This is a genomic window from Rhodococcus sp. IEGM 1372, from assembly GCF_030056835.1.
In the GTDB taxonomy this organism is placed as follows: Bacteria; Actinomycetota; Actinomycetes; order Mycobacteriales; family Mycobacteriaceae; genus Rhodococcoides.
In genome coordinates, this window is the sequence record NZ_JASHKS010000042.1 from 1 (window position 1) to 26,826 (window position 26,826).

23 protein-coding genes are annotated in these 26,826 nt (G+C 65.9%); 13 read left to right on the forward strand and 10 right to left on the reverse strand.

Annotation, left to right across the window (positions count from 1 at the left end; translation table 11 throughout):
- Both QM590_RS22280 and QM590_RS22285 read right to left on the reverse strand, forming a co-directional pair.
- Window positions 1-592: HAMP domain-containing protein (locus QM590_RS22280; protein ID WP_269596448.1), on the reverse strand; the 592-nt coding region annotated here is incomplete at its 3' end.
- On the reverse strand, window positions 589-1,359 hold the full coding sequence (locus tag QM590_RS22285) for a response regulator (RefSeq protein ID WP_411157351.1): 771 nt from the start codon (window positions 1,357-1,359) through the stop codon (window positions 589-591). The genes QM590_RS22285 and QM590_RS22280, both read right to left, overlap by 4 nt.
- 174 nt (window positions 1,360-1,533) lie before the next feature.
- Between QM590_RS22285 and QM590_RS22290 the strand changes: the two genes are divergently transcribed.
- The 5 genes from QM590_RS22290 to QM590_RS22310 all read left to right on the forward strand — a co-directional run bounded on the left by QM590_RS22290 (window position 1,534) and on the right by QM590_RS22310 (window position 7,190).
- Window positions 1,534-1,821 (forward strand): SHOCT domain-containing protein, encoded by a 288-nt coding sequence (locus tag QM590_RS22290; protein ID WP_195060675.1) that lies wholly within the window; start codon window positions 1,534-1,536, stop codon window positions 1,819-1,821.
- Complete coding sequence (locus QM590_RS22295; protein ID WP_411741378.1) at window positions 1,787-3,343, forward strand: multicopper oxidase family protein; 1,557 nt, start codon at window positions 1,787-1,789, stop codon at window positions 3,341-3,343. Before QM590_RS22290 ends, QM590_RS22295 begins: the two co-directional genes overlap by 35 nt.
- Before the next feature lie 78 nt (window positions 3,344-3,421).
- On the forward strand, window positions 3,422-4,087 hold the full coding sequence (locus tag QM590_RS22300; protein WP_195060677.1) for a DUF305 domain-containing protein: 666 nt from the start codon (window positions 3,422-3,424) through the stop codon (window positions 4,085-4,087).
- Window positions 4,088-4,133: 46 nt separating this feature from the next.
- Window positions 4,134-6,305 (forward strand): copper-translocating P-type ATPase, encoded by a 2,172-nt coding sequence (locus tag QM590_RS22305; RefSeq protein WP_411741377.1) that lies wholly within the window; start codon window positions 4,134-4,136, stop codon window positions 6,303-6,305.
- A gap of 39 nt (window positions 6,306-6,344) precedes the next feature.
- Window positions 6,345-7,190 (forward strand): F510_1955 family glycosylhydrolase, encoded by an 846-nt coding sequence (locus QM590_RS22310; protein WP_269596446.1) that lies wholly within the window; start codon window positions 6,345-6,347, stop codon window positions 7,188-7,190.
- Window positions 7,191-7,554: 364 nt separating this feature from the next.
- On the opposite strand, the gene QM590_RS22315 is transcribed toward QM590_RS22310, so the two are convergent.
- Together QM590_RS22315 and QM590_RS22320 are read right to left on the reverse strand one after the other, a co-directional pair.
- Window positions 7,555-7,887 carry a DF family (seleno)protein gene (locus QM590_RS22315; RefSeq protein WP_241997490.1) on the reverse strand — a complete coding sequence of 111 codons (333 nt, stop codon included), beginning with the start codon at window positions 7,885-7,887 and terminating at the stop codon, window positions 7,555-7,557.
- Window positions 7,884-8,768, reverse strand: coding sequence for a helix-turn-helix domain-containing GNAT family N-acetyltransferase (locus QM590_RS22320; RefSeq protein ID WP_269596445.1), 885 nt, complete (start codon window positions 8,766-8,768; stop codon window positions 7,884-7,886). Before QM590_RS22320 ends, QM590_RS22315 begins: the two co-directional genes overlap by 4 nt.
- 100 nt (window positions 8,769-8,868) lie before the next feature.
- On the opposite strand from QM590_RS22320, the gene QM590_RS22325 reads away from it, so the two are divergent.
- The 5 genes from QM590_RS22325 (at window position 8,869) to QM590_RS22345 (ending at window position 13,725) form a co-directional block, all read left to right on the forward strand.
- Window positions 8,869-10,218 (forward strand): FAD-dependent oxidoreductase, encoded by a 1,350-nt coding sequence (locus QM590_RS22325; protein ID WP_269596444.1) that lies wholly within the window; start codon window positions 8,869-8,871, stop codon window positions 10,216-10,218.
- 5 nt (window positions 10,219-10,223) lie between these two features.
- Window positions 10,224-11,459, forward strand: coding sequence for an MFS transporter (locus QM590_RS22330; RefSeq protein ID WP_411741379.1), 1,236 nt, complete (start codon window positions 10,224-10,226; stop codon window positions 11,457-11,459).
- Window positions 11,456-12,532 carry a flavin-containing monooxygenase gene (locus tag QM590_RS22335; protein WP_269596442.1) on the forward strand — a complete coding sequence of 359 codons (1,077 nt, stop codon included), beginning with the start codon at window positions 11,456-11,458 and terminating at the stop codon, window positions 12,530-12,532. Before QM590_RS22330 ends, QM590_RS22335 begins: the two co-directional genes overlap by 4 nt.
- 170 nt (window positions 12,533-12,702) lie before the next feature.
- The gene (locus tag QM590_RS22340) at window positions 12,703-12,942 is read left to right on the forward strand and encodes a hypothetical protein (RefSeq protein ID WP_226435577.1); all 240 of its coding nucleotides are present in this window, start codon (window positions 12,703-12,705) and stop codon (window positions 12,940-12,942) included.
- A gap of 243 nt (window positions 12,943-13,185) precedes the next feature.
- Window positions 13,186-13,725 (forward strand): DinB family protein, encoded by a 540-nt coding sequence (locus QM590_RS22345; RefSeq protein ID WP_059384781.1) that lies wholly within the window; start codon window positions 13,186-13,188, stop codon window positions 13,723-13,725.
- 231 nt (window positions 13,726-13,956) lie between these two features.
- On the opposite strand, the gene QM590_RS22350 is transcribed toward QM590_RS22345, so the two are convergent.
- From QM590_RS22350 to QM590_RS22365, 4 genes are all read right to left on the reverse strand, one after another.
- Window positions 13,957-15,189 carry a TniQ family protein gene (locus QM590_RS22350; RefSeq protein WP_243610850.1) on the reverse strand — a complete coding sequence of 411 codons (1,233 nt, stop codon included), beginning with the start codon at window positions 15,187-15,189 and terminating at the stop codon, window positions 13,957-13,959.
- Complete coding sequence (locus QM590_RS22355) at window positions 15,186-16,124, reverse strand: TniB family NTP-binding protein (RefSeq protein ID WP_243610849.1); 939 nt, start codon at window positions 16,122-16,124, stop codon at window positions 15,186-15,188. Before QM590_RS22355 ends, QM590_RS22350 begins: the two co-directional genes overlap by 4 nt.
- 4 nt (window positions 16,125-16,128) lie before the next feature.
- Window positions 16,129-17,799 (reverse strand): TnsB C-terminal domain-containing protein, encoded by a 1,671-nt coding sequence (locus QM590_RS22360; RefSeq protein WP_243610848.1) that lies wholly within the window; start codon window positions 17,797-17,799, stop codon window positions 16,129-16,131.
- Between the two features lie 721 nt (window positions 17,800-18,520).
- Window positions 18,521-19,324 carry a ParA family protein gene (locus QM590_RS22365; protein ID WP_032407517.1) on the reverse strand — a complete coding sequence of 268 codons (804 nt, stop codon included), beginning with the start codon at window positions 19,322-19,324 and terminating at the stop codon, window positions 18,521-18,523.
- 1,497 nt (window positions 19,325-20,821) lie between these two features.
- Between QM590_RS22365 and QM590_RS22370 the strand changes: the two genes are divergently transcribed.
- From QM590_RS22370 to QM590_RS22380, 3 genes are all read left to right on the forward strand, one after another.
- Entirely contained in the window at window positions 20,822-21,985 is a 1,164-nt protein-coding gene (locus tag QM590_RS22370; protein WP_243597319.1) for a site-specific integrase, read from the forward strand.
- 502 nt (window positions 21,986-22,487) lie between these two features.
- On the forward strand, window positions 22,488-23,687 hold the full coding sequence (locus QM590_RS22375; RefSeq protein WP_243597318.1) for a hypothetical protein: 1,200 nt from the start codon (window positions 22,488-22,490) through the stop codon (window positions 23,685-23,687).
- Window positions 23,684-24,391 (forward strand): hypothetical protein, encoded by a 708-nt coding sequence (locus tag QM590_RS22380; RefSeq protein WP_269596441.1) that lies wholly within the window; start codon window positions 23,684-23,686, stop codon window positions 24,389-24,391. Before QM590_RS22375 ends, QM590_RS22380 begins: the two co-directional genes overlap by 4 nt.
- Before the next feature lie 153 nt (window positions 24,392-24,544).
- Here QM590_RS22380 and QM590_RS22385 read toward each other — a convergent pair whose 3' ends face one another.
- On the reverse strand, window positions 24,545-25,618 hold the full coding sequence (locus tag QM590_RS22385; protein WP_243597316.1) for a hypothetical protein: 1,074 nt from the start codon (window positions 25,616-25,618) through the stop codon (window positions 24,545-24,547).
- Between the two features lie 410 nt (window positions 25,619-26,028).
- Window positions 26,029-26,667, reverse strand: a complete 639-nt coding sequence (locus tag QM590_RS22390) for a hypothetical protein (RefSeq protein ID WP_243610847.1) — start codon at window positions 26,665-26,667, stop codon at window positions 26,029-26,031.
- Window positions 26,668-26,826: the final 159 nt, after the last annotated feature.

Below are 26,826 nucleotides of genomic sequence, written 5' to 3' on the forward strand. Positions count from 1 at the left end.
AAACTTGTCGGGTGTCGTCGTCGAGGGTGCGGACGCCGTCGTCGAGGGCTTCGAGGTAGGAGTCGAGGGTCGCGATCGGGGTGCGCATCTCGTGGCCGAGGTCGGTGAGCATCCGGCGGCGGGTGGTTTCGGTGGCGTCGAGACGGCGGGCGAGTTCGTTGACGGTGACGGCGAGTTCGTCGAATTCGCGGCCGAGTCCGGGACTGGGCACGCGGGTGTCGTAGTGGCCGCCGGCGATCCGGGCAGTGGAGGCGGTCACGGCCGTCAGCGAGCGTTGGACGCGGCGGGTGAGGTACCAGCTCACCGCCAACGCCAGCAGCACCGCCAGGGCGATCGCCAGGCCCCAGGCCAGGATGATCGCCCGGGTAAAGGCCTCTTCGACGTGGGCGGCCTGACTGGAGTTGGGGTCGATGCCGGCCTGGCCGAGGTGATCGTGGAAGATGCCGGGGGCGAGCGCGGAGGCGACGAGCCAGGCGCTGACCGCGCAGCCGACCACCACCACGGTCAGGGCCAGGAACAGCCGGGTGCCGAAACTCGAACCGGTCAGGGCCCGCCGCAGCGACGGTCCCGAGGCGGAGATCTGGGGGTTCATGCTCCGGTGCCCATTCGGTAGCCGACGCCGCGGATGGTGCGCACGTAACGGCCTTCGGTGGCGTCGTCGCCGAGTTTGCGGCGCAGGTGGCCGATGTGCACGTTGACCAGCTGTTCGTCACCGACCCAGCTCGGACCCCACACCGCTTCGATCAGCTGCGTTCGGCTGAGTACGACAGCGGGATCCTGGGATAGGGCGGCGAGGACGTCGAATTCGGTGCGCGTGAGTGCCACCGGCACGCCGCCGACGGTGACCTCACGGCCGTCGACGTCGATGGCCAGGTCACCGAAGTTGCGGACATGCATGCCCGGAACAGCCTCGGCCGGCCGGGGGGTGTGGGTGCGGGGGCGACGCAGCATGGCCTGGATGCGGGCCGTCAACTCCCGCGGGCTGAACGGCTTGGTCATGTAGTCATCGGCTCCGACGGACAATCCGATGAGGGTGTCGACCTCCTCGGCCCGGGCGGTGAGCATCACCACGTAGGCGTCGGAGAAGGTCCGCAGTTGCCGGCACACCTCGACACCGTCCAGGTGCGGCAGGCCCAGATCCAGGACCACCACATCGGGATCGAACTGCCGGGCGAGGACGACGGCGTCGGCGCCGTCGCCGGTGATCGTGACCTCGAACCCGTCGTGTTCGAGATACGTGCCCACCAGGTTCGCCAGCGGCGCCTCGTCCTCGACGACCATTGCCCGCAACCCCGTCGGCGGGCGCCGCACCGCTGCGGTGTCGCTGCTGGTCTCGGGCGTGCGAGCAGAGGTTTCCATGGTGTCCATCATCGCTAGTAGCGTCCGGCGCTGACGTTGCGGCCGGACTTCTTGAGCAAATCTTCATGCAACCTCCACCGGATTACCGGGGTCCGTGCGCGAGGCTGGAAGCACGAAGAGAAGCTGGAAGCACGAAGAGAAGCTGGAAGCACGAAGAGAAGGAAGGGGACGATCATGATGGGCTGGGCAGGTGAGCTGAGCTTGGCCGGGTGGATTCTCATGGCTGTGTGCATGCTCGCGTTCTGGGCGGTGGTGCTCTACCTGATGGCCGCCATGTTCCGCACCGACCGCACAAGCGGGCCAGACGGCACCGAACACGGCGTCGATCCGCTGCAGGTGCTCGATGCCCGTTTCGCCCGCGGCGATATCGACTACGACGAATTCGTCGCACGCCGTCAGCTACTGACCCCGACCAGGGGCACGGCCGATGGCAGCGGCCGACAGGAGCCGATCCGTGGGTGAACTGACCCGCCGGTCCTTCATGCTCGGATCGCTTTTCGTCGGCGCCGGGGTGCTGGCGGCCTGCTCCGGATCCGGGGCGGCCACCGGTACGCCGGTGACCGCCTCGTCGAACGTGGTGCGTCGCCTCGAACAGCAGCGCCGCAGTCCCGGCCAGCGGGTGGTCTCGGCCCGGTTGACGCCGCGTCCGGTCGAGGTGGACCTCGGTGGCCGCATCGTCTCCACCTGGGGATACGACCCGAATCTGCCGGGGCCGCTGCTCCGGGCCCGCGCCGGGGACCTGTTGCGGGTCGAGGTCGACAACCGGCTGCCGGTCGAGACGAGCGTGCACTGGCACGGACTTGCCCTGAGCAACGACATGGACGGGGTACCCGGGTTGACCCAGGACCCCATCACCGCCGGTGGCCGGTTCACCTACGAGTTCACCGTCCCGGATCCGGGCACGTACTTCTATCACTCGCATTCCGGGCTGCAGCTCGACCGCGGCCTGTACGGCGCGCTGATTATCGACGACCCGCTCGAGCCCGGCGACTACGACCACGAGTGGATCGTGGTGCTCGACGACTGGCTCGACGGCACCGGCCGCACCCCGGACGAGGTGGCACGTGACCTCGGCATCGGCGCCGCCACCCCCGACGAGAGCGATACCGCCGGGATGGGCGGGATGGACCACGGTGCCACGGGCATGGACGGTATGGGCGGCATGGACATGGGTGAGGAAACGATGCTCTCCCCACTGCTCGGCGGCGCCGGGGACGTGAGCTACCCGCATTTCCTGGTCGGCGGCCGGGTCCCGGACGATCCGATGACCTTCACCGCCGCACCGGGACAACGGGTGCGGATCCGGTTCGTCAACGCCGGTGCGGACACCGCCTTCCGCGTCGCGCTGGGCGGGCACCGGATGACCGTCACCCACACCGACGGCTTCCCCGTCGTGCCGCAGGACACCGACTCGCTGCTGATCGGCATGGGCGAGCGCTTCGACGTGCTCGTCACCCTCGGCGACGGCGTGTTCCCGTTGTTCGCGCAGGCCGAGGGCAAGACCGGGCACGGGCTAGCGCTGGTGCGCACCGCCGCCGGCGAGCTACCCGCGCAGTCGCGACCCGGCGAGCTGGAGCGGCGGGTGCTGCTCGGCACCGACCTCGCGCCCCGCGAGTATGTGCGGCTGACGGAGCGCGATCACGACCTGTATCACAGCGTGGATATGGGCGGGACCATGTCGCCGTACCGGTGGACCCTCAACGGCCGCGCCCACCCCGACATCCCGCCGCTGAACGTCAACGAAGGGCAGCGGGTGCGCATGCGGATGCGGAACATGTCGGACATGTTCCACCCGATGCACCTGCACGGGCACACCTTCGCGCTCACCGACACCGGTCTGCGCAAGGACACCGTCACCATCGGGCCGATGCGCACCGTCGAGATCGAATTCGACACCGACAACCCGGGCCAATGGGCCCTGCACTGCCACAACGCCTACCACCAGGAGGCCGGGATGATGACCACCGTGTCCTACCTGGCCTAGTCCGGGGTGCGCCGGCTGCGGGGATCCCCCGTCGTTGGTTCACCTGTGTCTGTGACCGTTCGAGGAAAGGATCCACTCATGAACAAGAAGACTCTCGCCGTCGGCGCCATGGCGCTCGCGGTGGTGTTCACCGCGGCGGCGTGCAGCGACTCCGACACCGGCACCACCGCCGCCACATCGAGCGCCACCACCTCGGCCACCACCTCCGCCGCCGACGAAGCGGCAGCGCACAACGACGCCGACGTGATGTTCGCGCAGATGATGATCCCGCACCACAGCCAGGCCATCGAGATGAGCGACATGCTCCTCGCCAAAGAAGGGATCCCCGAGGAGGTGACCGCGCTGGCCGAGCAGATCAAGGCCGCTCAGGGCCCGGAGATCACCCAGCTCGAATCCTGGCTCGAGCAGTGGGGCGAGCCCACCGAGATGCCCGAAACCGGCAACAACGACATGCCCGGCATGGACATGGACGAGGGCATGGACGGTATGGAGGGAATGGAGGGAATGCAGATGGAAGGGATGATGAGTGAGGAGGACATGCAGGCACTGTCCGATGCGCAGGGCACCGACGCCGCTCGCCTGTTCCTCGAGCAGATGATCGCCCACCACGAAGGCGCGATCGACATGGCGCAGACCGAGATCGAGGACGGACAGTTCCCCGACGCCGTCGAGATGGCCCGCACCATCGTCGACACCCAGCAGCAGGAGATCGACACCATGCGCCAGCTGTTGACCACCCTGTAGACACCGCGTTCGTTTCCCAACCCACTACAGTCAGGAGCTTGTCTCGATGGCGCGCCCCGAGCACGGACCCAACGACCCGGAGCCGGCATCCGCCGGGCATGACCACGGTGCGGTGACGCAGAGTCCGCCCCCCGATGAACATGATGCGCACGCCGGTCACGGTGAGCACCTCGCCCACGTCGGGCCGGGTGAGCACACCGGGCACGGGGGTCACGATCGGCACGCCGGTCACGGGGCACACGGGGAGATGTTCCGCCGCCGGTTCTGGATCAGCCTGATCCTGTCGGTGCCGGTCGTCGCGTTCAGCCACATGGTCGCCGACCTGCTCGGCTACCCCATGCCGGACTTCCCCGGGGCCATGTGGATTCCGCCGGTCCTGGGCACGGTCATCTTCATCTACGGCGGCACACCGTTCCTCACCGGCGGCTGGGCCGAACTCCGGTCGCGCCGTCCCGGGATGATGCTGCTGATCGGCATGGCGATAACCGTCGCATTCGCGGCGTCCTGGGTCACCACCCTCGGACTCGGCGGATTCAACCTGGATTTCTGGTGGGAGTTGGCGCTGCTGATCGTGATCATGCTGCTCGGGCACTGGCTCGAGATGCGTGCCCTCGGTTCGGCATCGGGTGCCCTCGAAGCCCTGGCCGCGATGCTCCCGGATACCGCGGAGAAGATCACCGATGACGGCACCCGCGAGGTGCCGATCTCGGAGCTGTCCCACGGCGATCGGGTACTCGTGCGCGCCGGAGCGCGAGTACCCGCCGACGGCACCGTCACCGACGGCCGCGCCGAGGTCGACGAATCGATGATCACCGGCGAATCCAAGGCGGTCACCCGGCAGGTCGGGGACACCGTGGTCGCCGGCACCGTCGCCACCGACAGCGCGCTGCGGGTGCGCATCACCGCGGTCGGCGACGACACTGCCCTGGCCGGCATCCAACGGATGGTCGCCGACGCCCAGGCCTCCTCCTCCCGCGCCCAGGCACTGGCGGACAAGGCCGCGGCGTTCCTGTTCTACTTCGCCGCCGTCGCGGGCGTCCTCACCTTCGCGGTGTGGTCGCTGCTCGGCAACGTCGACGAGGCCGTGGTGCGTACCGTCACCGTGCTCGTCATCGCCTGCCCGCACGCACTCGGTTTGGCGATCCCGCTGGTGATCGCGATTTCCACCGAACGCGCCGCCAAGTCGGGGGTGCTGGTCAAGGACCGGCTCGCGCTCGAACGCATGCGCACCGTCGATGTGGTGCTCTTCGACAAGACCGGCACGTTGACCCAGGGCCGGCACCAGGTCACCGGTGTGGTCACCACCGCCGGTACCAGCGACGAGCAGGTGCTGGCGTTGGCCGCGGCGGTCGAGGCCGACAGCGAACATCCCGTCGCCCGGGCCATCGTCGCCGCCGCCGACAGTCGTGTCCCGGCGGGCGAGCGGATCGTCGCCACCGACTTCCGGTCCCTGCCGGGACGGGGGGTGCGCGCGCTCATCGACGGCACCGAGGCGATCGTCGGGGGCCCGGCCATGCTGGCCGATCTGCGGTTGTCGGTGCCCACCGACGTCACCGCCGTCACCGCCGGATGGATCCAACGCGGGGCCTCGGTGCTGCACCTGGCCCACGGCGGCCGGGTGCTCGGCGCGGTGGCCCTCGAGGACGCCGTGCGCGAGGAATCCCGTCAGGCCCTCGACGCCCTGCACGCCCGTGGGGTGAAGGTCGCGATGATCACCGGCGACGCGCGGCAGGTCGCCGACGCGGTGGCGGCCGACCTCGGTATCGACGAGGTGTTCGCCGAGGTGCTGCCCGAACACAAGGACGCCAAGGTCACCGACCTGCAGAATCGCGGGCACACGGTCGCGATGGTCGGCGACGGCGTCAACGACGCCCCCGCTCTGGCCCGCGCCGATGTCGGTGTCGCGATCGGTGCCGGCACCGATGTGGCCATCGAATCCGCCGGCGTCGTGCTGGCGGCGAACGATCCGCGGGCGGTGCTGTCGATCATCGCGCTCTCGCATGCCAGCTACCGCAAGATGTGGCAGAACCTGGTGTGGGCGACCGGCTACAACATCATCGCCGTGCCCCTCGCGGCCGGGGTGCTGGCCTTCGCCGGGGTCGCGATCTCCCCCGCGGTGGCCGCGATCCTCATGTCGGTGTCCACCATCGTGGTCGCGTTCAACGCCCAGCTGCTGCGCCGCCTCGACCTCGACCCCGCCCACCTGGCCCGCACCTGAGCCGGCCACCGACCCGATCCGAAACGAGTTCGTCTTTTCATGTGGAGTTTTCCCCTGCGCCGGTGGGCGCACGTCCTTGTCCCTGTGGCTACTGCGGCGGTGCTGGTCGGGTGTTCGACCGGTGAGCCAGCCCCCGCGGCCGGGTCCGGGTCGGCGGCGGTCGAGTCGTCGGTGCCCGGGGTGGCGTTGGCGCCGGCGCTCGATCACCTGCACGGTCTGCATCTGGCCCCCGACGGGGCGGTGCGGGCCGGCACCCACACCGGTCTCGTCGACCTCGCCGCGGACGGGCGCACCACCCGCGTCGGGGTCTCCGACGACGACTTCATGGGACTGACCGGCGTGCCGGGCAGCGACCACCTTTTTGCTTCCGGGCACCCCGGACCGTCCAGCTCCGCCCCGAACCCACTGGGACTGATCGAAAGCCTCGATGGGGGCCGCACCTGGACACCGAAATCCCTGACCGGCGAGGTGGATTTTCATGCCCTGGCCGCCGACGGCGAGCTGCTGGTCGGATACGACGGCACCACGGGATTGTTGACCTCCACCGACGGTGGCGCCACCTGGAGCGCCGGCGCCGCGCTGGCCGCGGCCGCGCTCGCCGTCACCGACACCGGAGTGTGGGCGACCACCACCGCCGGACTCAAACACAGCACCGACGCCGGGCGCACCTTCACCCGGGTGCCCGACGCCCCGCCCCTGGCGTTGCTCTCCGCCGCGAGCGACGGCTCCCTGTGGGGTATCGACACCACCGGCACCGCCTGGCGCAGCCGCACCGGCCAGGCCTGGGAGCAGCACGCGGTGGTCGGCCCGGTCGAAGCCGTGCTCGCCGTCGACTTCGACACCGCCTACGCCGCGACCGCCCAGATGCTCTATCCGCTGAACTGACCCCGGAGGAGCACTGGTCCGGATCCTGCGGAACTGCAGAGGAATCCAGTGGTGACCACGCTGTCCAGCGTGGTCCTCTCCGATTCCGATGTGTCAGGCAGCGATCGGCAGCAACTGCGGCCCCGAGACTGCGCCCAGAGTGGACTCAATTCCTTTTCCGTTCAGTAAGCGATCGCGTGGCGGGTGTGCGGGATCGGACGCGCCGAGTGGGCTGCCCGTGACAAACGGGTACGGGGTATAGCAAGCCCAAGGGCAAAGTGGTGGCCGGGACACCGGTGTGTTCGGCGAACTGGGAGATCAGCATCGTGCTCACTCCTCGACGGTAAACCTTCGAGTCGACTCGAAGGTCAAGCCGATGCCAGGTCTACCGGTGTTCGGCGTGCCGCAGCACGGTGATCAGATCGGCGGTGCTCGGAGCACCGTCGAGCCCGTCGGCGGTGCGGTAGACGCGGCAGGTCAACCCGACGCCCTCGGTGAGGCCGAACGGATCGGTCCCGTCGATGCGGATGGTCGGGGATCCGGGGAAGGCGACGCGTTCGGCGGCCTCCGGGGTCTCGATACGGCGCAGCCGGATCGGGGTACCGGCGTTGCCGGTCGCTGCCAGGGCCTCGGCGAGGCGGTCTCGAGCCTCCTCCCAGTTCGGGCAGCCGTCGAAGTACAGCAGTTCGATGTCCATCTCCACCCGCGTCGCTCTCACTGGTTCTCGGTGGCGGGAACGGTCTCGGAGCGGCGTTCGAGCAGCACGGTGTCGCGCCAGATGCCGTCGAGCCGGCCGATGCGCTCGCGCACACCCACGGTGCGGAAACCCGCCGAATGATGCAGCGCGAGGCTGGCCCGGTTCTCCGGGAAAATCGAGGTCTGCAGCGTCCACAACCCGGCCTCATCGGCGGCGATGACCTGAGTACGCAACAACGCCTTGCCGACACCGCGCCCGCGCATCCCGTCGCCGACATACACCGAATTTTCGGCCACCCCGCGATAGCACTCGCGGCTCGACACCGGGCTCAACGCCGCCCAGCCGACCACCTGACCGTCGATCTCGGCGACCCAGCGATGCTCGGGCAACCACTGGCTCTCGAGATGGTCGCGGCTGGGGACCTCGGTGGTGAACGTCGCGGCGCCGGTGGCGATGCCGTCGCCGTAGATGCGGCGCACCGCCTCCCAGTCACCGCCCGCAAGTGGGCGCACGGCCACATCGGCCGGGACATCCTCGGGGCAGCACGGGCGGGCGGTGAGCACCCCCATGACCGCGTCGGCAGCACTGGGCAGGTCGCTGCAGCAGCTCGGGTTGACCCGCACCACGGTGCTGGTGCCCTGTTTGCCGGTGATGACGAAGCCGACGTCGGCGAGTTTGCGGACGTGATGGGAGATGGTGGGCTGGCCGATCCCGAGCCTGTCGGCGAGCTCGCCGACGGTGATGCCGGACGGATGGGCGGCGACGTGGTGCAGCAGCCGCACCCGCGTGGGTTCGGCCAAGCAGGCGAACCATCCGGCGTAGGTGGCCGCATCCTGCGGGCTCAGGGCGTCGAAGTCCACCTCCGCGCCAGGAGCGGTGATCGGTAAGCCGAGTGCTGTCATACCCCCACTGTATCGATCAGCATCGATGGTTGCATACATCGACGACCATCGATACTCTGACAGCAGCTTAGATCGATACCCATCGATGAAAGGATCTGTCATGAGCGAGTTGCCCATCGTCGTCGTCGGAGCGGGACCGATCGGCCTGGCCGCCGCCGCCCACCTGCGCGAACGCGGCCTCGAACCGCTGGTGCTCGAACGCGGCGACGTCGTCGGAGCCGCCATCACGCAATGGCACAGCGTCCGCACCTTCTCCCGCTGGGCCGAACTGATCGACCCCGCCGCCCGCCGCCTCCTCGACACCACCGGCTGGACCGCGCCCGACGACGACGCCTACCCCACCGGCCAGGACTGGACCGGGCAGTACCTGACCCCACTGGCGGATGCTCTCGGTGACGCGGTCCGCCTCGATCACGAGGTCGTCGGCATCGCCCGCCGCGGCCGCGACCGCATCGTCGACGCCGGCCGCGACACCGAACCCCTGTCGGTGCACATCCGCCACCGCGACGGCACCGAAACCCGCCTGCTCGCCCGCGCCGTCCTCGATGCCTCCGGCACCTGGGGCACTCCCAACCCGCTCGGCGGCGAAGGCCTGCCCGCCCTCGGGGAACGCGCCGCAGCCGAGAAGATCACTTACCGCGTCCCCGACCTGGGCGACGATGCGGTGCGCACCCGCTACGCCGGCCGCCACACCGTCATCGCCGGCAGCGGCCACTCGGCACTCAACGCAATCGTGGCGCTGGCCGAGCTCGCCCGCACCGCCTCCGGCACCCGCCTGACCTGGGCGGTGCGCCGCGGCGAGGTCGGCGCCGCGTTCGGCGGCGGCCAGGACGACCAACTGCCTGCCCGCGGCGCCCTGGGACTGCGCGCGAAAAAGGCCGTCGACGACGGGCTGCTCACCGTGGTCACCGGGTTCCGCACCGCCGCCGTCGAACCCGCCACCGACGGTCAGGTCGCGGTGGTCTCCGATACCGGAGCCCGCCTCGAGGCGGTGGACGAGATCATCGCCTCCACCGGCTTCCGGCCGGACCTGTCGTGGCTCTCGGAAATCCGTCTCGACCTCGACCCGGTGCTGCAGGCCCCGACCGCGCTCGCCCCGCTGATCGACCCGAACGTGCACTCGTGCGGGACCGTCTACCCGCACGGCGTCGCCGAGCTCACCCACCCCGAACCCGGCTTCTATGTGGTCGGGATGAAGAGCTACGGTCGGGCCCCGACGTTCCTGGCGATGACCGGCTACGAGCAGGTCCGCAGCATCGCCGCCGCCCTCGCCGGTGATCATGATGCCGCCGCCCGCGTCGAGCTGACCCTGCCCGAGACCGGAGTGTGCGGCGGCGCCGGAGTGTTCGACGACCCCGCCGCCGACACCGCCACCGAGGCCGCGGCCGGTGGGTGCTGCGGTGCGCCCGAGCCGGAGTTGGTCACCCTCTCCGCCCGCACCGGCGGATAACGCCGGTGACCGACACGTCGACCCGCCCGCAGCCCGGTGCCCTCACCGGCGCCGGGCTGCGGCGGGTGCTGGCGGTGCTGTGCCTGACCGAGATCACCAGCTGGGGCATCCTGTACTACGCGTTCCCGGTCCTGTCGGTCTCGATATCCGCCGATACCGGCTGGTCGCCCACGGCGATCACCGCGGCGTTCTCGCTCGGGCAGCTCGCCACCGCGCTCGCGGGTATCCCGGTCGGGCGCATCCTCGACCGGGTCGGACCGCGCACGATCATGACAACCGGCTCGGTCCTCGCCGTCCCCGCGCTGGTCCTGATCGCGCTCGCCCCCACGCTGCCGGTGTTCTACGCCGGGTGGCTGCTGGCCGGCACCGCGATGGGCGCGGTGCTCTACCCGCCGGCGTTCGCGGCGCTGACCCGCTGGTACGGCGACCGCTCCGTCCACGCCCTGATGATCCTGACCCTCGCCGCGGGGTTGGCCAGCACCATCTTCGCCCCGTTGACCTCGGTCGTGGATCAGCAGTCGGACTGGCGCACCACCTACCTGGTTCTGGCGGTGATCCTCGCCGCGATCACCATCCCCGGGCATTGGTGGGGACTATGCGGATCCTGGCCCGCCGCGACCCCGCCGGCGAACGGCGCGGACCTAGGGCACCGGGAGATCGCCCGCAGCCCCGCGTTCCTCGCGCTGGTGGGCGCGTTGGCTCTCGGTGCGTTCACCGCCTTCGCCGGGGTCTTCAATCTGGTGCCGTTGCTGCTCGAACAGGGCTTCTCCCCGTCGGTGGCGGCGGTGACGCTCGGGCTCGGCGGCGCCGGACAGGTCCTCGGCCGCCTCGGCTATCTGACCCTGGTCGCCCGTACCAGCGTCCGCAGCCGCATCGTGGTGATCCTGGCCGGGACTGCGGCAACCACCGCGCTGCTCGGGGCGGTGACCACGGCCGCGGCGTTGATCGGCGCGGCGATCGGCGCGGGACTGGTGCGCGGATTGTTCACCTTGATCCAGGCCACCGCCATCACCGACCGGTGGGGTGCGACCCACTACGGGCGGCTCGGGGGGCTGATGTCCGCCCCGATCGTCCTGGTCATGGCGTTGGCGCCGTGGGCGGGAACCGCCCTGGCCGGCGCGACCGGCAGCTACGCCACCGCTTACCTCGTCCTCGCAGTCGTTGCCGTGATCGCCGCGCTCCTCGCGGTCGCGTCCGTGCCGCGGCTGACCCCCACCGACACCCTCGAAGGAACACCATGACCGACTATGACGCTCTCGTCGTCGGCGGTGGCCAGTCCGGCCTCGCCGCCGCCCACGCCCTGTCTGCTCGAGGCCTGCGCACCGGACTGCTCGAAGCCGGCGACGAGCCGGTCGGGGCGTGGCCGCACTACTACGACAGCCTGACCCTGTTCTCCCCGGCGAAATACAGCGCCCTGCCCGGCCTGGCGTTTCCCGGCGATCCGGACCGCTATCCGCGGCGCGACGAGGTGATCGAGTATCTGCGCCGCTACGCCGCCGGACTCGACGTCGACATTGTGACCGGCTCCCGCGTCGAGACCGTCACCTGCGAGCGGGGCGTCTACACCGCCCACACCGCTGTCGGCGGCAGTGTCACCGCGCCGATTCTGATCGCGGCCACCGGCTATTTCGGGTCCCCGAATATCCCACCGCTGCCGGGGCTGGACACGTTCGGCGGCACGGTGCTGCACACCGGCGACTACCGCGACCCCGCTGCATTCACGGGCCAGAACGTGGTGGTGGTCGGTGCCGGTAACTCGGCGGTGCAGATCGCCACCGAACTCGCCGAGGTCGCTACTGTGACTCTGGCCAGCCGCCGACCGCCGAAGTTCCTGCCGCAGCGGATCTTCGGCCGTGATGTGCACTTCTGGCTCACGGTCACCGGAGTCGACCGCGCCCCCTTGGGGCCGTGGCTGCCTGCGTCGCCGACCCAGCAGGTCCTCGATACCGGCCGCTACCGGCGTGCCCTGGCCAGCGGCAACCCGCAGCCGCGGCCGCTGTTCACCGGCCTCGACGACCGCCGGGTGTTCTGGCCCGACGGCGCCGCCACCACCGCCGACACCGTGCTGTTGGGTACCGGTTATCGCCCGCACCTGCCCTATCTGACCGGTCTCGGCGCTCTCGACGAGACGGGCCGGCCCCGGCACCGGCAGGGTCTCTCCACCACTCATCTGGGGCTGGGGTATGTCGGTCTCGAATGGCAGCGCAGCCTGTCGTCGGCGTCGTTGCGCGGGGTCGGCCGCGACGCCGGCCGGGTCGCCGATCGTGTGGTCGCCGCCGCCCGGTCCCGCCGCGCACTGCCTATCCGTCCCTGACCGGCGCTGCGTCCATAGATGTTCACGGAAACGGTGACACCATGGACGGCACACCGCCCGTCCCCTCGGGGGCGGGTTTACCTATCTCTCGTGCGATCCGTCGCCGATTCGAGACGGTGGGCGGCATGTCTGCCGCCGCATGCCCGCATCCGCGTTTACCATCTGTCTCAATGAGAACCCGCGTCGTCGAACGGGTTCCGGCCGACACGACCGCGGGAGCGGCGCTGATGGACATGGACGAACAGTTGCACCAGCTGGCGTGGCAACTCCAGCACAACGGACACGACTGGAGTGAAGTCGCCGCCGAGCTCGGCTGCGACGAAACCGTCGCCCGGGCCATGGCCGACCGATACCTCGCCGACTCCGAGACTCGAGCACAGAAGGACCAATTCTCGCTGTTCGATCTCTGAGCGGCGCACGTCATCCCGCGCTGCTGCTGTTACGCCAGCCGTCCGGCGGTCACGACACGGCGATCCGCGCCGCGCCACTGCGGCAGGTACGTCCGACGTGGCATCCGAGGGTCGACGGGGGCGCTATATCGATTCGCGACATGAGACTGAATTCGGCCGGCAGTTGTGGAGGCCGCCCGGGAGGGGGAAGTCTGGTATCGACGGCCATCGAGTGCCGTCGGCTCCCTGGACAGGTGGTGGATCATGGGCCATTCCGAGCGGGTGGACAGGGCCGCTATCGCCGGCGAGCTCGAACGCACCCGTGTGCATCTGCACCGGCTCCTCGCCGACGCTTCCGACACCTCGTTGCGGAGTCGATCGGCGGGGACGCGGTGGACCAACGAGCAACTGTTGTTCCACATGGTCTTCGGGTACATGGTGGTGGCGGCGCTGCTGCCCTTGGTGCGGATGGTCAGCCGGCTGCCCGCCGGAGTGGAGCGTCGATTCGCCCAGGTCCTCGATGCCGGTACGCGGCCTTTTGACGTGGTGAATTACTACGGTTCATGCGCTGCAGCCCTGGTGTTTGACCGGAACCGGATGGGCACGAAAGCCGACCGGGTCATCGGTGCGCTGAGCCGCCGACTGCAACGCGAATCGGAGCAGGCGTTGGGACGGGGAATGTTCTTCCCGGTGCGCTGGGACCCGTTCTTCACCGATTACATGACCATTGGTGAGCTGTACCGATATCCCGTCAGACATTTCGATTTCCACGAACGACAGCTCACTCTCGATCGTCCGCATTGAGTCAGAACTCAGGCTTCGAGGCAGCAGACTCTTCGATTCGGTTCTCGCGGCTTGGGCACAGGACCGAAACATCGTCCGGGATGCCTGAGGATTCCGACAAGATCGTGAGAATCCCTGACTGACACGAAATTGGAAAGCCGCAGGCCCGTGCGCCGCACTACTGACACCTCCGGCGGGAACCTACAGTCGCCGCGCATGCGTCGCGGACGACCCCGCTCCATCGGGCGATAGCTACGTCGGCGGATGGTGCAGCGGGATCCCGTGGTCGAGGAACAGTTGCACCGTCTCATCCAGCTCCGCTGCGGTGCGGCACCCCCAGCGCAGGAAGTTGTACAACGAACTGGCGGATGCGGGATCGACGCGCGCTGCCGCGATGGCGGCCTCGGCCGCAGCGTGCGCGTCAGCCCACAGATCGCGCTCAGGTGCGAAATAAGACGAGCGCGTCGGAGCTGTCCCGGGATCGACCGGCTCATAGGGTCGTGGGCTCAGCAGAGAGGCGTGCGCACCGCCGGCATCGATCTCACCGCTCTCGACCATCGCAATGCCGATCGCTGCGGCCTCGAGGACTGTCGCCTGCTCGTCCCAGTGCAGGTCCTCGAACGGAACCCACGCGGTCCGGAGCGGGCGAGACCGACCGGCGGCCTTCCAGATCGCAACGAGCCTCGTCGCCCACCGTCCGGTGCGAACCAGTGGCGTGGACACTTCGTCGACGACGGTGCGCAGAAGCCGGAACCACACTGCGGCATGTACCCGGCCTGGGCCGAGTTCCACCCATCCCGTCGTCAGAGCCTCGGTGCTGCGCCGATCGAGGTCCGTGACCGCTGAGGGAACCGGAACGGGCGAGACCCGTTCATGCGAACCGAACCGGACCTGATCCCAGAAGATTGCATGACCAGGGAAAGCAGAGCAGGGTTCGAGTCGACAACGGTGGTCGAGGCAGCTGCTCAGCACCGGATATTGGTGCAGCAGAGTCATGTTGATATCAGCAGTGGATTCGAGGCTGTCGATACATGCCGGGCATGCCCGACTGCGCGGAGTGCTCGCCCACGGCAACCATGCTTCGCTCGTGGGTGTGCGGCGTCGTCGATCCTCCCTCGCGAGGTCGGCCGGTAGCAGGATCGAGAATTGGTGGACGTAGGTGTCGAAGTCGCAGTCGGCGGGGTCGGTGCTGTCGAGCAGCCACGGTGTCCACCCCGCCAACGTCATCATCCGCACCCTCTCTACCGGGACTGCGCCGCGACCGGCCAGCTCGGCAAGTATCGGCTCCGGTGTGTAGCGGTCGAGATCCTCGACAGAACAATCGGTTTCGAGGTCTGCAAGCAGGTCAGAGGGCCTGATGTGCGGATACAGCTCGCATATCCGGGCCAACCAGGACGAGAGGGCCTCACCTGGCAGTGGCTGCGGGTGCAGCGGCCACGGGCGAACGTACGCATCATCGGGCATCGCCGCGAGCCGCGCGTTCATGCGAGGTGGCGTTCGAACTGGCGGCGTCGCTCCGTGGGGCCGAGGTACGGAGTGCGCGTGAGCACCGATGAGGTGATCGCTTCCTCTCCGCTGTCGACGGCGGTCACTGCTGCGGCTGTGAGCAGCGTTGTCAGTTCACCGATGGTGCCCTCGGAGCGGGTGAGGAGGTAGTCGGTCATCTCCGGTGATGTCAGGTGCGAGGGTGTGCGGAGGGGGAAGCTCGTGGTGAAGCTGGCCAGCAGTGATCTGGTGTCGGCAGTGTTGGTCCAGACCGGCAAAGTCATGGGGTGGAATCGGTTCTCCAGCTGGGGATCGGTCCGGATGGCGAGGTAGGCGTCGCGGGTTCCGACAGCGACAAGAGGAATGCGTAGTTCGTTGCCCAGGAACCGCAGCACGTTCAAGAATTCGCGGCGGACGTTGTCACGGCCGGCGAGAACATTGTGGAGCTCGTCGATGATCAACATCTTCACGCCGGTGCCGCGGAGCAACATCAATGCTTGCTGTTCGAGTTCGTGGACCCGATTGCGTGGTCGGGTCGGTGTTCCCAACGCTGTGAGCAGTGCGAGGTAGAACCGGCCGGGTGACGGGTCCGGGGGCATCTGCATGCACAACACCGGTATCTCCTCGCGGTCGGACAAGCTGATCGGCGGATGAGTGCGCCGGAACTTTTCGATGATCATCGACTTGCCGTTGTTGGTCGGACCGAGCAACAGTAGGTTCGGCATACGCTGTCGGTCCGGCCACGACAGCAACGTCTCCAGATGGTCGATGACCGTACGGGCCTGCGGATACCCGATCCACCTCTCCGACCGGATCAACCGGATCCGGTCCGCGTCGTCGAGTGCGGTGAGCGGTCGAACCGACTCCCGCAGGTGCCCCAAATCCTCGCTGGACGACTCGGTGGTTTCGTCGCTGCTTCCTGTCGATGCGGTCATCGCGTCACCATTCCTCGATGTCGCTGAAGACCGGTGTTGCGGTGCCGGCGTCCGCTCGAGGCTCCACCGGCGGGTGGATCGCCGGGATCGGTGCAGACGCGGTGCCGGTGAGGTGTGTGCGGCGGGCGCGGTTGCGCCGGGCTTTGCGGGTGGCTTTCTGCGAGCGGTCGGTGACCTCGCGCATCTGCTCGATCATCGAAAACAGTGCGCTCTCATCGACGTTCGACCGACCTTGTTCGCGGAGACGGGTGATAGCAGCTCTGTGCTCCCACAGTGTCACTGCGGGATGTGACATCGTCCGGTACGGCACCTCGACATAGCCGGCACCGTCTGGTTCGAGGACCCAGATTCTGCTCAAATCTCGTGGGTCACGTCGTATCACGAACCGTCCCAAGTCCTCTCGCCGCGCAACCCACGGTTTGAGCGCGTTCGAGAAGTAGTGCACGTGATCGAGGACGAAGCCCGTGCGCGTCAGACGTCGCCGGATGACGGGAAGAAAGTCCACCAGGAACGCGGTTTCGCCGAGCACCACACGAGGGGCATGACCAACTGCGGCGACCCCGCCGGCCCACACGGCGGCCGGAGTGTTCCCGATCCCTTTGTGAACACTCGCGTGATACGAGGCTATGGCCAGGACCAGCCAGCGCTCCAACTCACGCAATGTCAACGTCGCATGCTTGTCCGAGTCGTAACTTCCTCGGTCCGCTGGGTTCGAGAAGGTGGTCCCAGGCAGCTCGTGCACCGCCGTCATCGCCGTTCCGATGATGCGTTCGACGATCCCGCCGTAGTGCGGTCGGCCCGGAGGACGGTATTCGAGTGTGATGGCGTGCTGGGCGCATCCGCGGCGCAGCGCTTCGCTTTTGAACTCGGAGGCGTTGTCGAGATACAACTGTTTCGGTTTCCCTGCCATCGGCCACTGCACCTGTTCCGCGAGCTCGCATGCCTCCAGCCATGTCTGCTTCTCGCAGCACACGCGGCCCAGGCACAACCCGACCGATATCGACGACGGCGGCTCCAGAGTGACGACGAACCCGAGTACGGAACGGCTGAGGACATCGATGGCGATCGTCAGGTAGGGGCGACCGATCGGTTGCCGCTCGTACTCGTCGACGACCATCAGATCGACGACGGTGTGGTCGATCTGGACCTGATCGAGAATCCCCGAAACCGTCGGTGGACTGTCGCCGGCGGACTGACGTGGGCGGGCGGCATCGGGTCCTCCGCGTGACCTGGCCACCGATGCCGGATGGAGCGCGGCGATTCGTGCGGTGACGGTATTTCTGGCCGGCACTGGCAGACCCGCGCGGTGACAGGCCAGTGCTATACGTCGGTGCAGCGCAGCGATACTCAGCTTCTGGCGGTGAAGAAAATATCGGGTGAGATGATCGCCGATCACTTCTTCGACCTCAGCCGCTACTCGGCTGCGGCCACGCCCACCCGGCGAGACCTTCGTCAGAAGATCGGTGACCGTACCTGTCCCGTCCCTGAGTTTGCCAAGCAACGCATAGACCCGACGACGCGACAACCCCAGTCGTTCGGCCGCATCATCGACCGCTGCCAAACGCACCGGATGCATCTCCAGCAAGGGAGCCAAGACAGCGAATCGGGTCTCTGCCTGCGCCCACCGCTCCCCCGACGCCGTCAGCACACCGGTCTCCACGACGTCGAGCTCCATCACAAGCCTCCCTGTCACCGAGAGCTGAACGCGCGACCGTGCACCGCACTTCCGACATCAGAATGTCAGAAGACACGTGCACTCATCCTCGAAACGCCTGCAAAGAGTGCAGCCGTCTTTTGAAACTGACAGATTCGGCCGCGGGGTGTCTCGATAAACGATCGTCAAAAAGGACTCCGAGCCTCGGTGGGGGTGCCTGAAGTCTCGGTCCCGCCGTAGGTCTGCCATCGCGCACATGTAGTGACTGAATACTTATGGGTGACCAAAAGGGCTGTGCTAGCAACGCTAGCTAGCACAGCAAGCGGGCATCCTCATTCAACGGTCTAGATGCCCCGCTTGTCGAGGTACTCACAGAGCGCTGCGTCGGTCAAGGAAGCAATACTGATTGATCGGTCCCCTGTCTCGTACCGCAGCCTGTCGACGGCTCTGTTCAAACGAAGCTTGGTAGAACTCCGTATCCGCACATTGTGCTGCTCAGTAAATTTTTCCGCGCCTGGTCCTGCCGCCGGCCGCGCATTGTGCTGAGCCAACGGTTCGTTCGTTGCCGGAAGAGTGGGCTCGTTTGTCGGTCTGATACCGCCAGCACTGGTCGGAACGTCGACGCTCGGCGAACCGGTTGATTCTTGCTGTGCTTCGAGCCCAACGCGCCTGGGTGAAGCGGTCGGTCGCGAAGGGAGGTCTGCAGCCGGATGGCGGCGGATGGCGGGTTCGCGTTGTGCGTTCATGCGGCAGGCTCTCCTAGGAGGTCGATAGACAGTTCTTTCAACAGGGCGTCGTAGGCGACTTGCAGGTCTATCGCCCGGCCTCCCTTGTAAGAATGGATGGGAGTGTGGCTGCTATGAGCGTCTTGGCGCGCCGCCAGCTCCGGGATCCCCGCTCTTGCAACCAATTCGCCGTATGCAGCACGCAACTCGTCCTCGCGATACTGATGCTCCGAGGTCCTTCGTTTCTTAGACAAGACGATCTTCTCGAGCTCGAGACGAGGGTTCGCACGCCGCTTGACGTTGGTGATGGTTTCCTCAACCTTGGTAATCGCTCGCACGCTGTCGATGGTGGGTTCGGTGACCGCGATGACTGAGTCGCAGGCGCAGAGGACCGCGAAAAGTAACTTTCCAAGCGACGGCGGGCAGTCGATGAAAACTGCACTGTAAGGCGACAGATCGACACCCTCAAGCGCGATATCCAACCGAAAGATCAAGTCGTTTGCACCGTCAGCCTCAAGATTGGCGAGGCTCTGAGTCGCCGCGATCAGGTCGACCCGATCCCATTCGGTTGCTACTACCGCATCCGCTGCTGCACCCTCGCCAGTGACCGACATCAGGTCGAAGGTAGTTCGCATGTCGTCATCAACGTCGACTCCCAGACCGGTCGTCGCGTTGGCCTGAGGATCCATATCGATGACGAGGACGTGTTTGCCCTTGTCCGCCAATGCACTCGCCAATCCGAGTGTTGTCGCTGTCTTCCCAACCCCACCCTTCTGGTTACATATCGCGAACTTCCTGGGTTGCTTCGACGACGTCGACATTGGGATTCGCGTTCCTTTCTCTGTTTGAGGATCAAGGCCAACGAACTTTTCTCCGAGGAAAACTGCGTTGGCTCGCACCCTGGACCTATGCCCTGCAAGCCTTCTGGCTCGCTACGCTATAGCCAATTGCTTCGTGTGCTGCGTTAACACGCGGAGCGAACCTTGCGACGAGTGCTTGGCTCGCTTGCGTAGCTCGCTTCGCTCGTCTCGCACTGTTTGCACGCCGAGCTGCAGTACCTTGCGTATCTAGCCAAGCGGATCTAGTTACGCTAGATAAACGTGCTCGACGAGCAACTCTCACTTGCCTCGCAAGCACCGCTTGTGTAGCACTCGCAACTAGTGCACCACGCCTATCTAGCGTTGTTTTGCTAGCTACGCCAGCTACGTTAGCGCAAGTACCGGCGCTCCGCTCGCTCTGCATCCTTTGCTAGCTCCGCTAGCTATCATTGCACCCATACCTTTTCAATTACTGCTCAACAGAACGCGAACGGAGCGAACCCGGTTAACTGCCCGTCTGCGCGCAGGGCGAATCTCACGTGCAACCGCCCTCAGCAGGATAAATAGCAATGCTAGATGGCCTAGCACTCGCGTATGCCGAAGCCCAAGAGTGTCTGTACAGGGCTGGCGTTGCAGAGCCTTGCAACACCTTGCTCCACAGTGCGTCAGCCGAATCCGCCGGACCCACGGTTCGGCGGATTGAACTGAGAGGCGAGATAACTGCGACGGACTGCGCCAGACAGCAACATCGCAAACCGAACATTCGCGAGCCTGTGATCACGTACGGATTGGGCGCTCTGTTCAACCCAGGCGAAATCATGCCCGGTGTCAGTACCGCTAGCGTTGCGAGCTCCGATAGCTATCATCACTAGCGTTGGCATTCATCACAACAGGTTGGACGGTCGTCTTACAAGATGATGACCTATGGGGTGTCGCGCGACTCGTCGGCTGCAACCGACTCAGCCTGCGGCGAGTTCAGCGTCGAGGATGAGGACTTGACGGTTGACTGCGTCCACAAGCGCCGCCGGCAACCATTCTCAAGGTGCGTAACGTGCGTCTTACCGACACCCAAGACACAGCGCCGCACCGCGAGGCTGTTCCCTGTCTAAGTCGTAGGAACGGTCGGAACCACGACTGCGCCCGAACGCAACCAATGATTCGGTGGAATACCGCAGTAACGGCGGGCCCCACGGCCACGAGGGAATCCCACACTTCGAGGCCCCAAAAAGCAGACGCGAAACGGACGGTCGTTGTAACTACCGGGGGAGGCAACGACCGCCAAGATCGCCTGGTGCAGCCCCGGGCCGGATCAAACTGGGGTCTACTACGGCGGCTCTTTCAAGTTGATTAGCAGGGACATTCATCCCGCCTTCGTTGTCACCCATAGTTCAATGGAGTTGACCCACGTAAATTGCATTTTCCGCAGCGTCTGGGGTGAAACACCAGTTCAGCACAGTTTTACGCTGCAGGCGTGTCTGTGACCTGCGCTAAGCTGCTCTGATGGACTTTCGACCAACCCGGACACCTGCGGTCGGCATGCCTGAAAGCATCGGGGCCGTGGCGGTTGAGCCGGAGATCCCACCCGCCGTCGCGAAGCGCATCGCGAGCGCCGTGCAGTCCTCCCGCTCCGAGGGAACACGTAGGACGTATGCGGCCGCGTGGAGACGCTTCACTAGCTGGTGCGAGTCGAATGGTCACGTGACGCTTCCGGCGCACCCGATCACTGTTGCCGCCTACCTTGTCGACGCCGCGGACACCCGCACGGAAACAGGGGAGCGGGCCTACGCCGTCGCCACTTTCGGCACCTGGATCGCCGCGATCAACCACCAGCACCGCACAACAGGCCATCTGTCTCCGACTGCCCACGAACTCGTCGCCGCCACCCTGTCCGGTATCCGGCGGGAGTATGCCTTGGCTGGGGACCGACCCCGCACCCCGCGAGACCCGCTACTGGTCGACGACATCAAACTCCTCGTCGGGACCTCCCGAGAACGGTGCCGCGGATGGGCGGACGAAGTCCTCGAACGCCGTGACTCCGCCATCCTGTTGCTGGGGTTCGCCGGCGCGTACCGCCGTAGCGAGCTGTCGGAGATGGTCTGTGGAGACGTCGCTGTGCATCGACACGACGGTCTGCACATCCGACTGCGGAAGTCGAAGACCGACCAAGAGGGCAGGGGAGCGATGAAGGCACTGCCTTACACAGACTCTTACGAGACCTGCCCACCCTGCGCGTACGTCCGATGGGTCCAGGTCGTCGCTGCGTTCGACCTCGGCGGCAGGCCATCAGTGATCCGGCTACTCCGCAATCGCGAACCGTTCGACGCGCACGTGTGCAGTGAGGGAGTACCTCGCACCGCCGCTCGCGCGCCGCTGTTTCGCGCAATCGCCAAAAACGGAAACCTCGGTGCCAAGCCGCTGTCCGGAGCAGCGATCCACCAGACCATCCGCCGGCGAGCCCACCACGCCGGCTTCGACCCGACCGCGCTCGCCAAGCTGGGCGGGCATTCCCTGCGCGCCGGGTTCGTCACCCAAGGCACCCGCAACGGAGCCGACGGATCCGCCATCGCCCGGCAGACCGGCCACGCCAGCCTCGACTCTGTCGAGGTCTATCGCCGCGAGCACGCGCCTCTCATTGGCAACGCTGTCAACGAGATCGGGCTGTGACGGGTCAACTGAGCAGAGACGCATTGGATATGATTGTGCAACAACGGTTCTGAGTTAGACGTGGTTCGGACCGAATGCGCAGACTCCGTTACCTTAACGCCGTCTGCGGTTAACTTCGTTGACTGACCGTGGCTTAAATGAACGCGAGAACGGTGCCGATTTTCGGAAATGGGCTAGCATGTGGCAATGCTGACAACACGTAGAAAGTATGTCTCGGCCCGCTGACTCAAACGGCGGCCAACATCAGGTGCCGCCCGACCTGTTTGCCATGACCGCAGATATTGCGACGCGCTACAGCGCTGCAATAGCGGTACACAGAGACCTCCTGGCACACATTGCTTCGACACGTGGTCCCACACATTCGGATCCGCGCTGGCCGGTAGACACCAACCCGCTCGAGGGTCCATCGCTGCTGGACGCCAGACTGAAAATCCACCTCCGCCACAGCTATCAAGACGCCGGGGACCTCGGATCCTTTCCTACAGAATCCAATCCGTTAGCAGTGCGCATTCACGTACAGGCCTTCGCGGCAACGTACCCCGACCGCGCAGCTGCCCGCAGCGATCTACTCGACGCCGTCACCGAGGTCGAAAGCGAAGCATGGACGCGCGCGCTACTCGGCGACCGTTGGGCCGACCACGCCTACGAACTGGTGAGGGACGAGCATCCTTCTGAACGCGTGCGCGATCGCATGTGGTTCAAGCAGCGGATCTACGTGGTACTGCTCGGGCAAGACGGGGAACCCACGCTCGCTCCAGACAACTTCGCCTTCCCAAGGCTATGGCATGGCATCTGCTCTGCCCGCAAGATCAGACCCCAATCCGCTTCTCTGGGAGCGCACATCGAACGCGTCGGCCCCTTCTTCGACACCGGCGAGATTCGGGATCCGAACACCGATGCCGATGGGGGCTGGCGGGTCGAGTTCACCGGACTCGACCCCGCTGACCTCACTGCCTCAGCCGGGGACGCCGCACGACATCTGATGCGCCGTGTTCGTATGCGCGGGGTGATCGACAGCAAATTCCGTACCACGCGCGTCCATATCGAAAACGACACTGCCCGTGTGTATTTCCTCTGGGCCAAGAACCCGAACACGTTCGCGCTGTCACTACCGCTACCTCAATCAGTCAACGACCTACCTGGACCGCCGGCCGATACACCCGGCTCCCTGGTCTCCGAGACTTTCGCGAACTGGCAGGAAAACTTGCGGACCGGATTGCTGTTCTGGGGCACACGTACACGAATGAGCGACGGGACACTGCATGTGTCATGGCCCACGGGTGGCCTGCAACGTGATCGCGCCTACTACATCGCGAACGTGCCACAGCACGACAAGTCCGGAGTCTGGCTTGCCGAAGCGGGGTTGAACATTGACAAAACCGTTGCAGCACAGTCATCCGGTCATCTCGCCGCCTGGCTGCAGGCATACGTCAACAACGCGGCCGGAAGACCGTTCGTCGCCCACGCGGCAGCAAGATGGGACGACGACACCACCGCGGTCGTCGATGTCGTCGAATCGGTACCGAACACACCAAGGTCTGTGCTGACGAAACTGGTCCAAGCAATCACCCACGCACTAGCCAACTCCGGCGCACGGACCATCGAATTGCATTATGTCGACCACGCTTTCGTGGCCTTCGGGTACATCGAACATCCCGGTTCGGAAGGCACGATGCACCTCGACGTCACCACGATGCCATGACTACGCCGCACGATGACGACGCTGATGCAGACCTCGACAATTCACCGAGGAGGCGTATGGAGAACCGTTTCAGGGAAGACCGACGCCTGGGGCTTTTCATCGCGGCCGTTACCACTCTCGTTCAAGCGGTCGCTCGACGCGATCGATGGCAGATCGCCCGTAAGAGCACGGGACCTTTGCTTCGAGACCTGTTGGCCGGGCGGTACGACGAGGTGTTCGTTGTCGATGTTCACGGCGAGCTGCCCTGGCTCGAAGACGTTCCTATTGCTGTCGCCGACGATCGCGTTGCTGTGGTCGTCGGGTCTATCCCCGCGTCGAGTGAATCCGGACCGATTTCGATCACAGCCGTCTTGGTCTCGCGCGATAGTCCACGGCTCTGGTTGGTCGCGGCGCTGAACTTCGAGCTCGTTGCAGACCGGGATTTTCAAAAACAGGTCCAGTTGGGGATGTTCGACGAGGAGGAGGATCTCGCGGCTATCGCAGCGCACGGACAACTCGACACCGAAGCAGCTGGCATCGACTGGGACGACCCCACGGTGGTCCTTCGGTCCGACGAGAAGGTCACGTGCACGGTCGCAGACGCAGTAGCCGAATTGAACGATTTCGATCGGTCGGCGTGGAGTTGGCTGGCCGCTGATTGCATCACCTTCGGTGGCATGTACCTCCGAGCAAGGCATCCAGAACTGGTACGCGAGTATCCATAGCCCGACCACTTTCGGCAGGTCAGTAAGTCTCGAACGAGTTCGCTCAACCGGCTCGAATTCGGTGATGCGGCCCTTGAGCGCAAGGCGCGTAGCGGCACTGTACGGCGAACCCCATCCGACGAAAGGAACCTTTCAGCGGGCCTGCAAAGGGGACTAGAAGTCGAGCCTCCAGGCGGAGGCTTCGGTCCAGAGACCGTCTTTGTTGTGTCGGTACTCGGTAGGACTGTCGGAGATGCTTATTGCTGCGGGGTTGAGCCAGTGTGTGGCGTCGGGTGTCCAACCGGCCAGGACGCTGGCACTGTCGCCGTCGAGCAGGTGCACCGGTACCGCGTTGCCGGCGGTCGTGAGATAGCCCCAGACGGTGAGGTGGACTGCATCGAACTGCTCGGCCACCGATGCCCAGTCGGGCATGTGCCATCTGCCGGCGCGTCCGGTCGTGTTGTACCAATCGTGTCGACGGGATGCGGTGACCTCGATGGGATGGTCTTCGACCAACCGCGCCCAGTCTGCAGGTTCGGTGATTTCGTAGATGCGTGGGTTTCCGTCCACGGCGACGGGTGAAACTCGTGCGCGGTCCCAACCCATGTCGTCTTCGGTGAAGTCGAGAGCCAATGCGGGGATTTCGTTTGTTGCGCGGGTGGTTTCGGGGCTTCCGGCGGCCATGGGTGTCGACCACCAGAATCCGCTGTACGGTGCTGCCGGGTCTGACGGTCGATCCCGAGCCGCGCGGTTCTCCTCCTCGATGAGTTCGGTTTTCCAGTCGTTCCATGCGGCAGTCGTCGGGCGTTCGACGGTGCCCCACCCTCCGAAGTGCTCGTCGTACCACCACACCGATCGCTGGGAGGTGAGGTCAGCGGGGGATCCGAACCACCGGGTGTGTGGTGCTGCGGAGATTGCTTCTGCGATCCGCCGGAGTGGTCGACCGAGCTCGTGTGAGTCGAGGATGACGTCGATTTCGTCCGGTGGCTGCCAATAGCGGGCATAGCCAACCGTTTCCATCAATGCGGTCAGCAGATCGGATGCGGACGACGCCGTGAACGCCGATGTAGGGATGCTGTCGAGGGCGTCGGCTGATGCGCCGAGACCGGAGGGGCCGTAGTCGACGTACCCGTGGGCGGTGCGATTGAGAACCTGGTGCAGTTCGAACGTCGGGTCGAGGTGCGAGGCGAGAGACGCGCAGAAGCGCCGTCCGCGTGGGCACAGCAGTAGCGCTTGTACAGGGTCCATACGACATCACACTCCCATCGCCGAGCTCGAGCGTAACGTCCCGAGCTACGACACCGTCGCACCATCTTTCGTAGACAACTTTGCAGTACTGATTCTCTGCGGGTCTACCATCGCAGTGATCGCGGCCGGACCGACGTGGCCACGCGTGAGCGGTCAACGGGAAGGTTCGTAACCTGACAAGCCGGTCGGCAGATCGTCTACCTCTCCTGGGAAATCCAACAGTCATCAACTCGCCCGACCATTATGCGGCCGTGCCGTGGTGGTGACGGAGACGAGGGCGACCCGACGGTCGGAGGCGGTTTCGAACCGTCTCATATCAGCCACTCGGTTGATCATGATCGGTAGAACCCGATTGGCCGAGTAGTCTCTGGCACAGAGGATCTTTCGGCGAAGGGTAGTGCGCGAACGGTTCAGTCGTCGACGGCGAGATCGAGTACGAGGATCTCGGTTCGCACCGGTACCGAGAATCCTGTGCGCGGTGCACGGTCGTCGGGTTCCTCGGCCGGTCGGTAGACGTGCAGGCTCTCGGGTGGGTTGACCAAGTTGTAGAACCACTCGGTGCCGGCGATACGTTCGAGTTCGTGCCACCCGACATGTGAGCCGGTTCGAAAGTCGTTCAGAATCGAGACCAGTTGAAGTCGCTGCACGATCCCGGTCGTGACGCGGTCCTCGTCCACAGTGTTCGACCACGCTGTGAGCGGCTCACCGGGTGGCCTGTTCGGTGTGTCGAACGCGGTGACGCGGAGTGCTCCGGAGACCGTCAACGTTGCAGGTACGGGGATCGTCGAGGTGTATCCGAACCGGAGCCCACCTGATGTGGCCGTGGCGGGTTGCAGTCGGGTGTTCTGTTCGGGGGTGGACCCGAGGTGGACGACCGTGTCGGCGTTCGTCGCTGTCAGGTTCGCGGTGAGCGACCATCCAGGTCGCAACCCTGCCCACAGGCGGGCGAACGGGTCATTCCAGAACAGTTCGAAACGCACACGCTCGCCGAGTTCCGGTGGCCTGCTTCGCGAGTACTGCTGAGAATCGAAGATCACGGGCACGAGCATCTTCGAAGTATTGACCCAGTGACCCGTCGGACTTGCGTCCGGTCGTTTGCGCTGCGCGCCACGCCGGGCTGGTCAAGGATCTGGAAACGGGCGACACATTGGTGCGCGAGTGGCATGCATGGGAGTGCAAGGCTCTGCGAGAGCTGCTCGAAAGCTAAA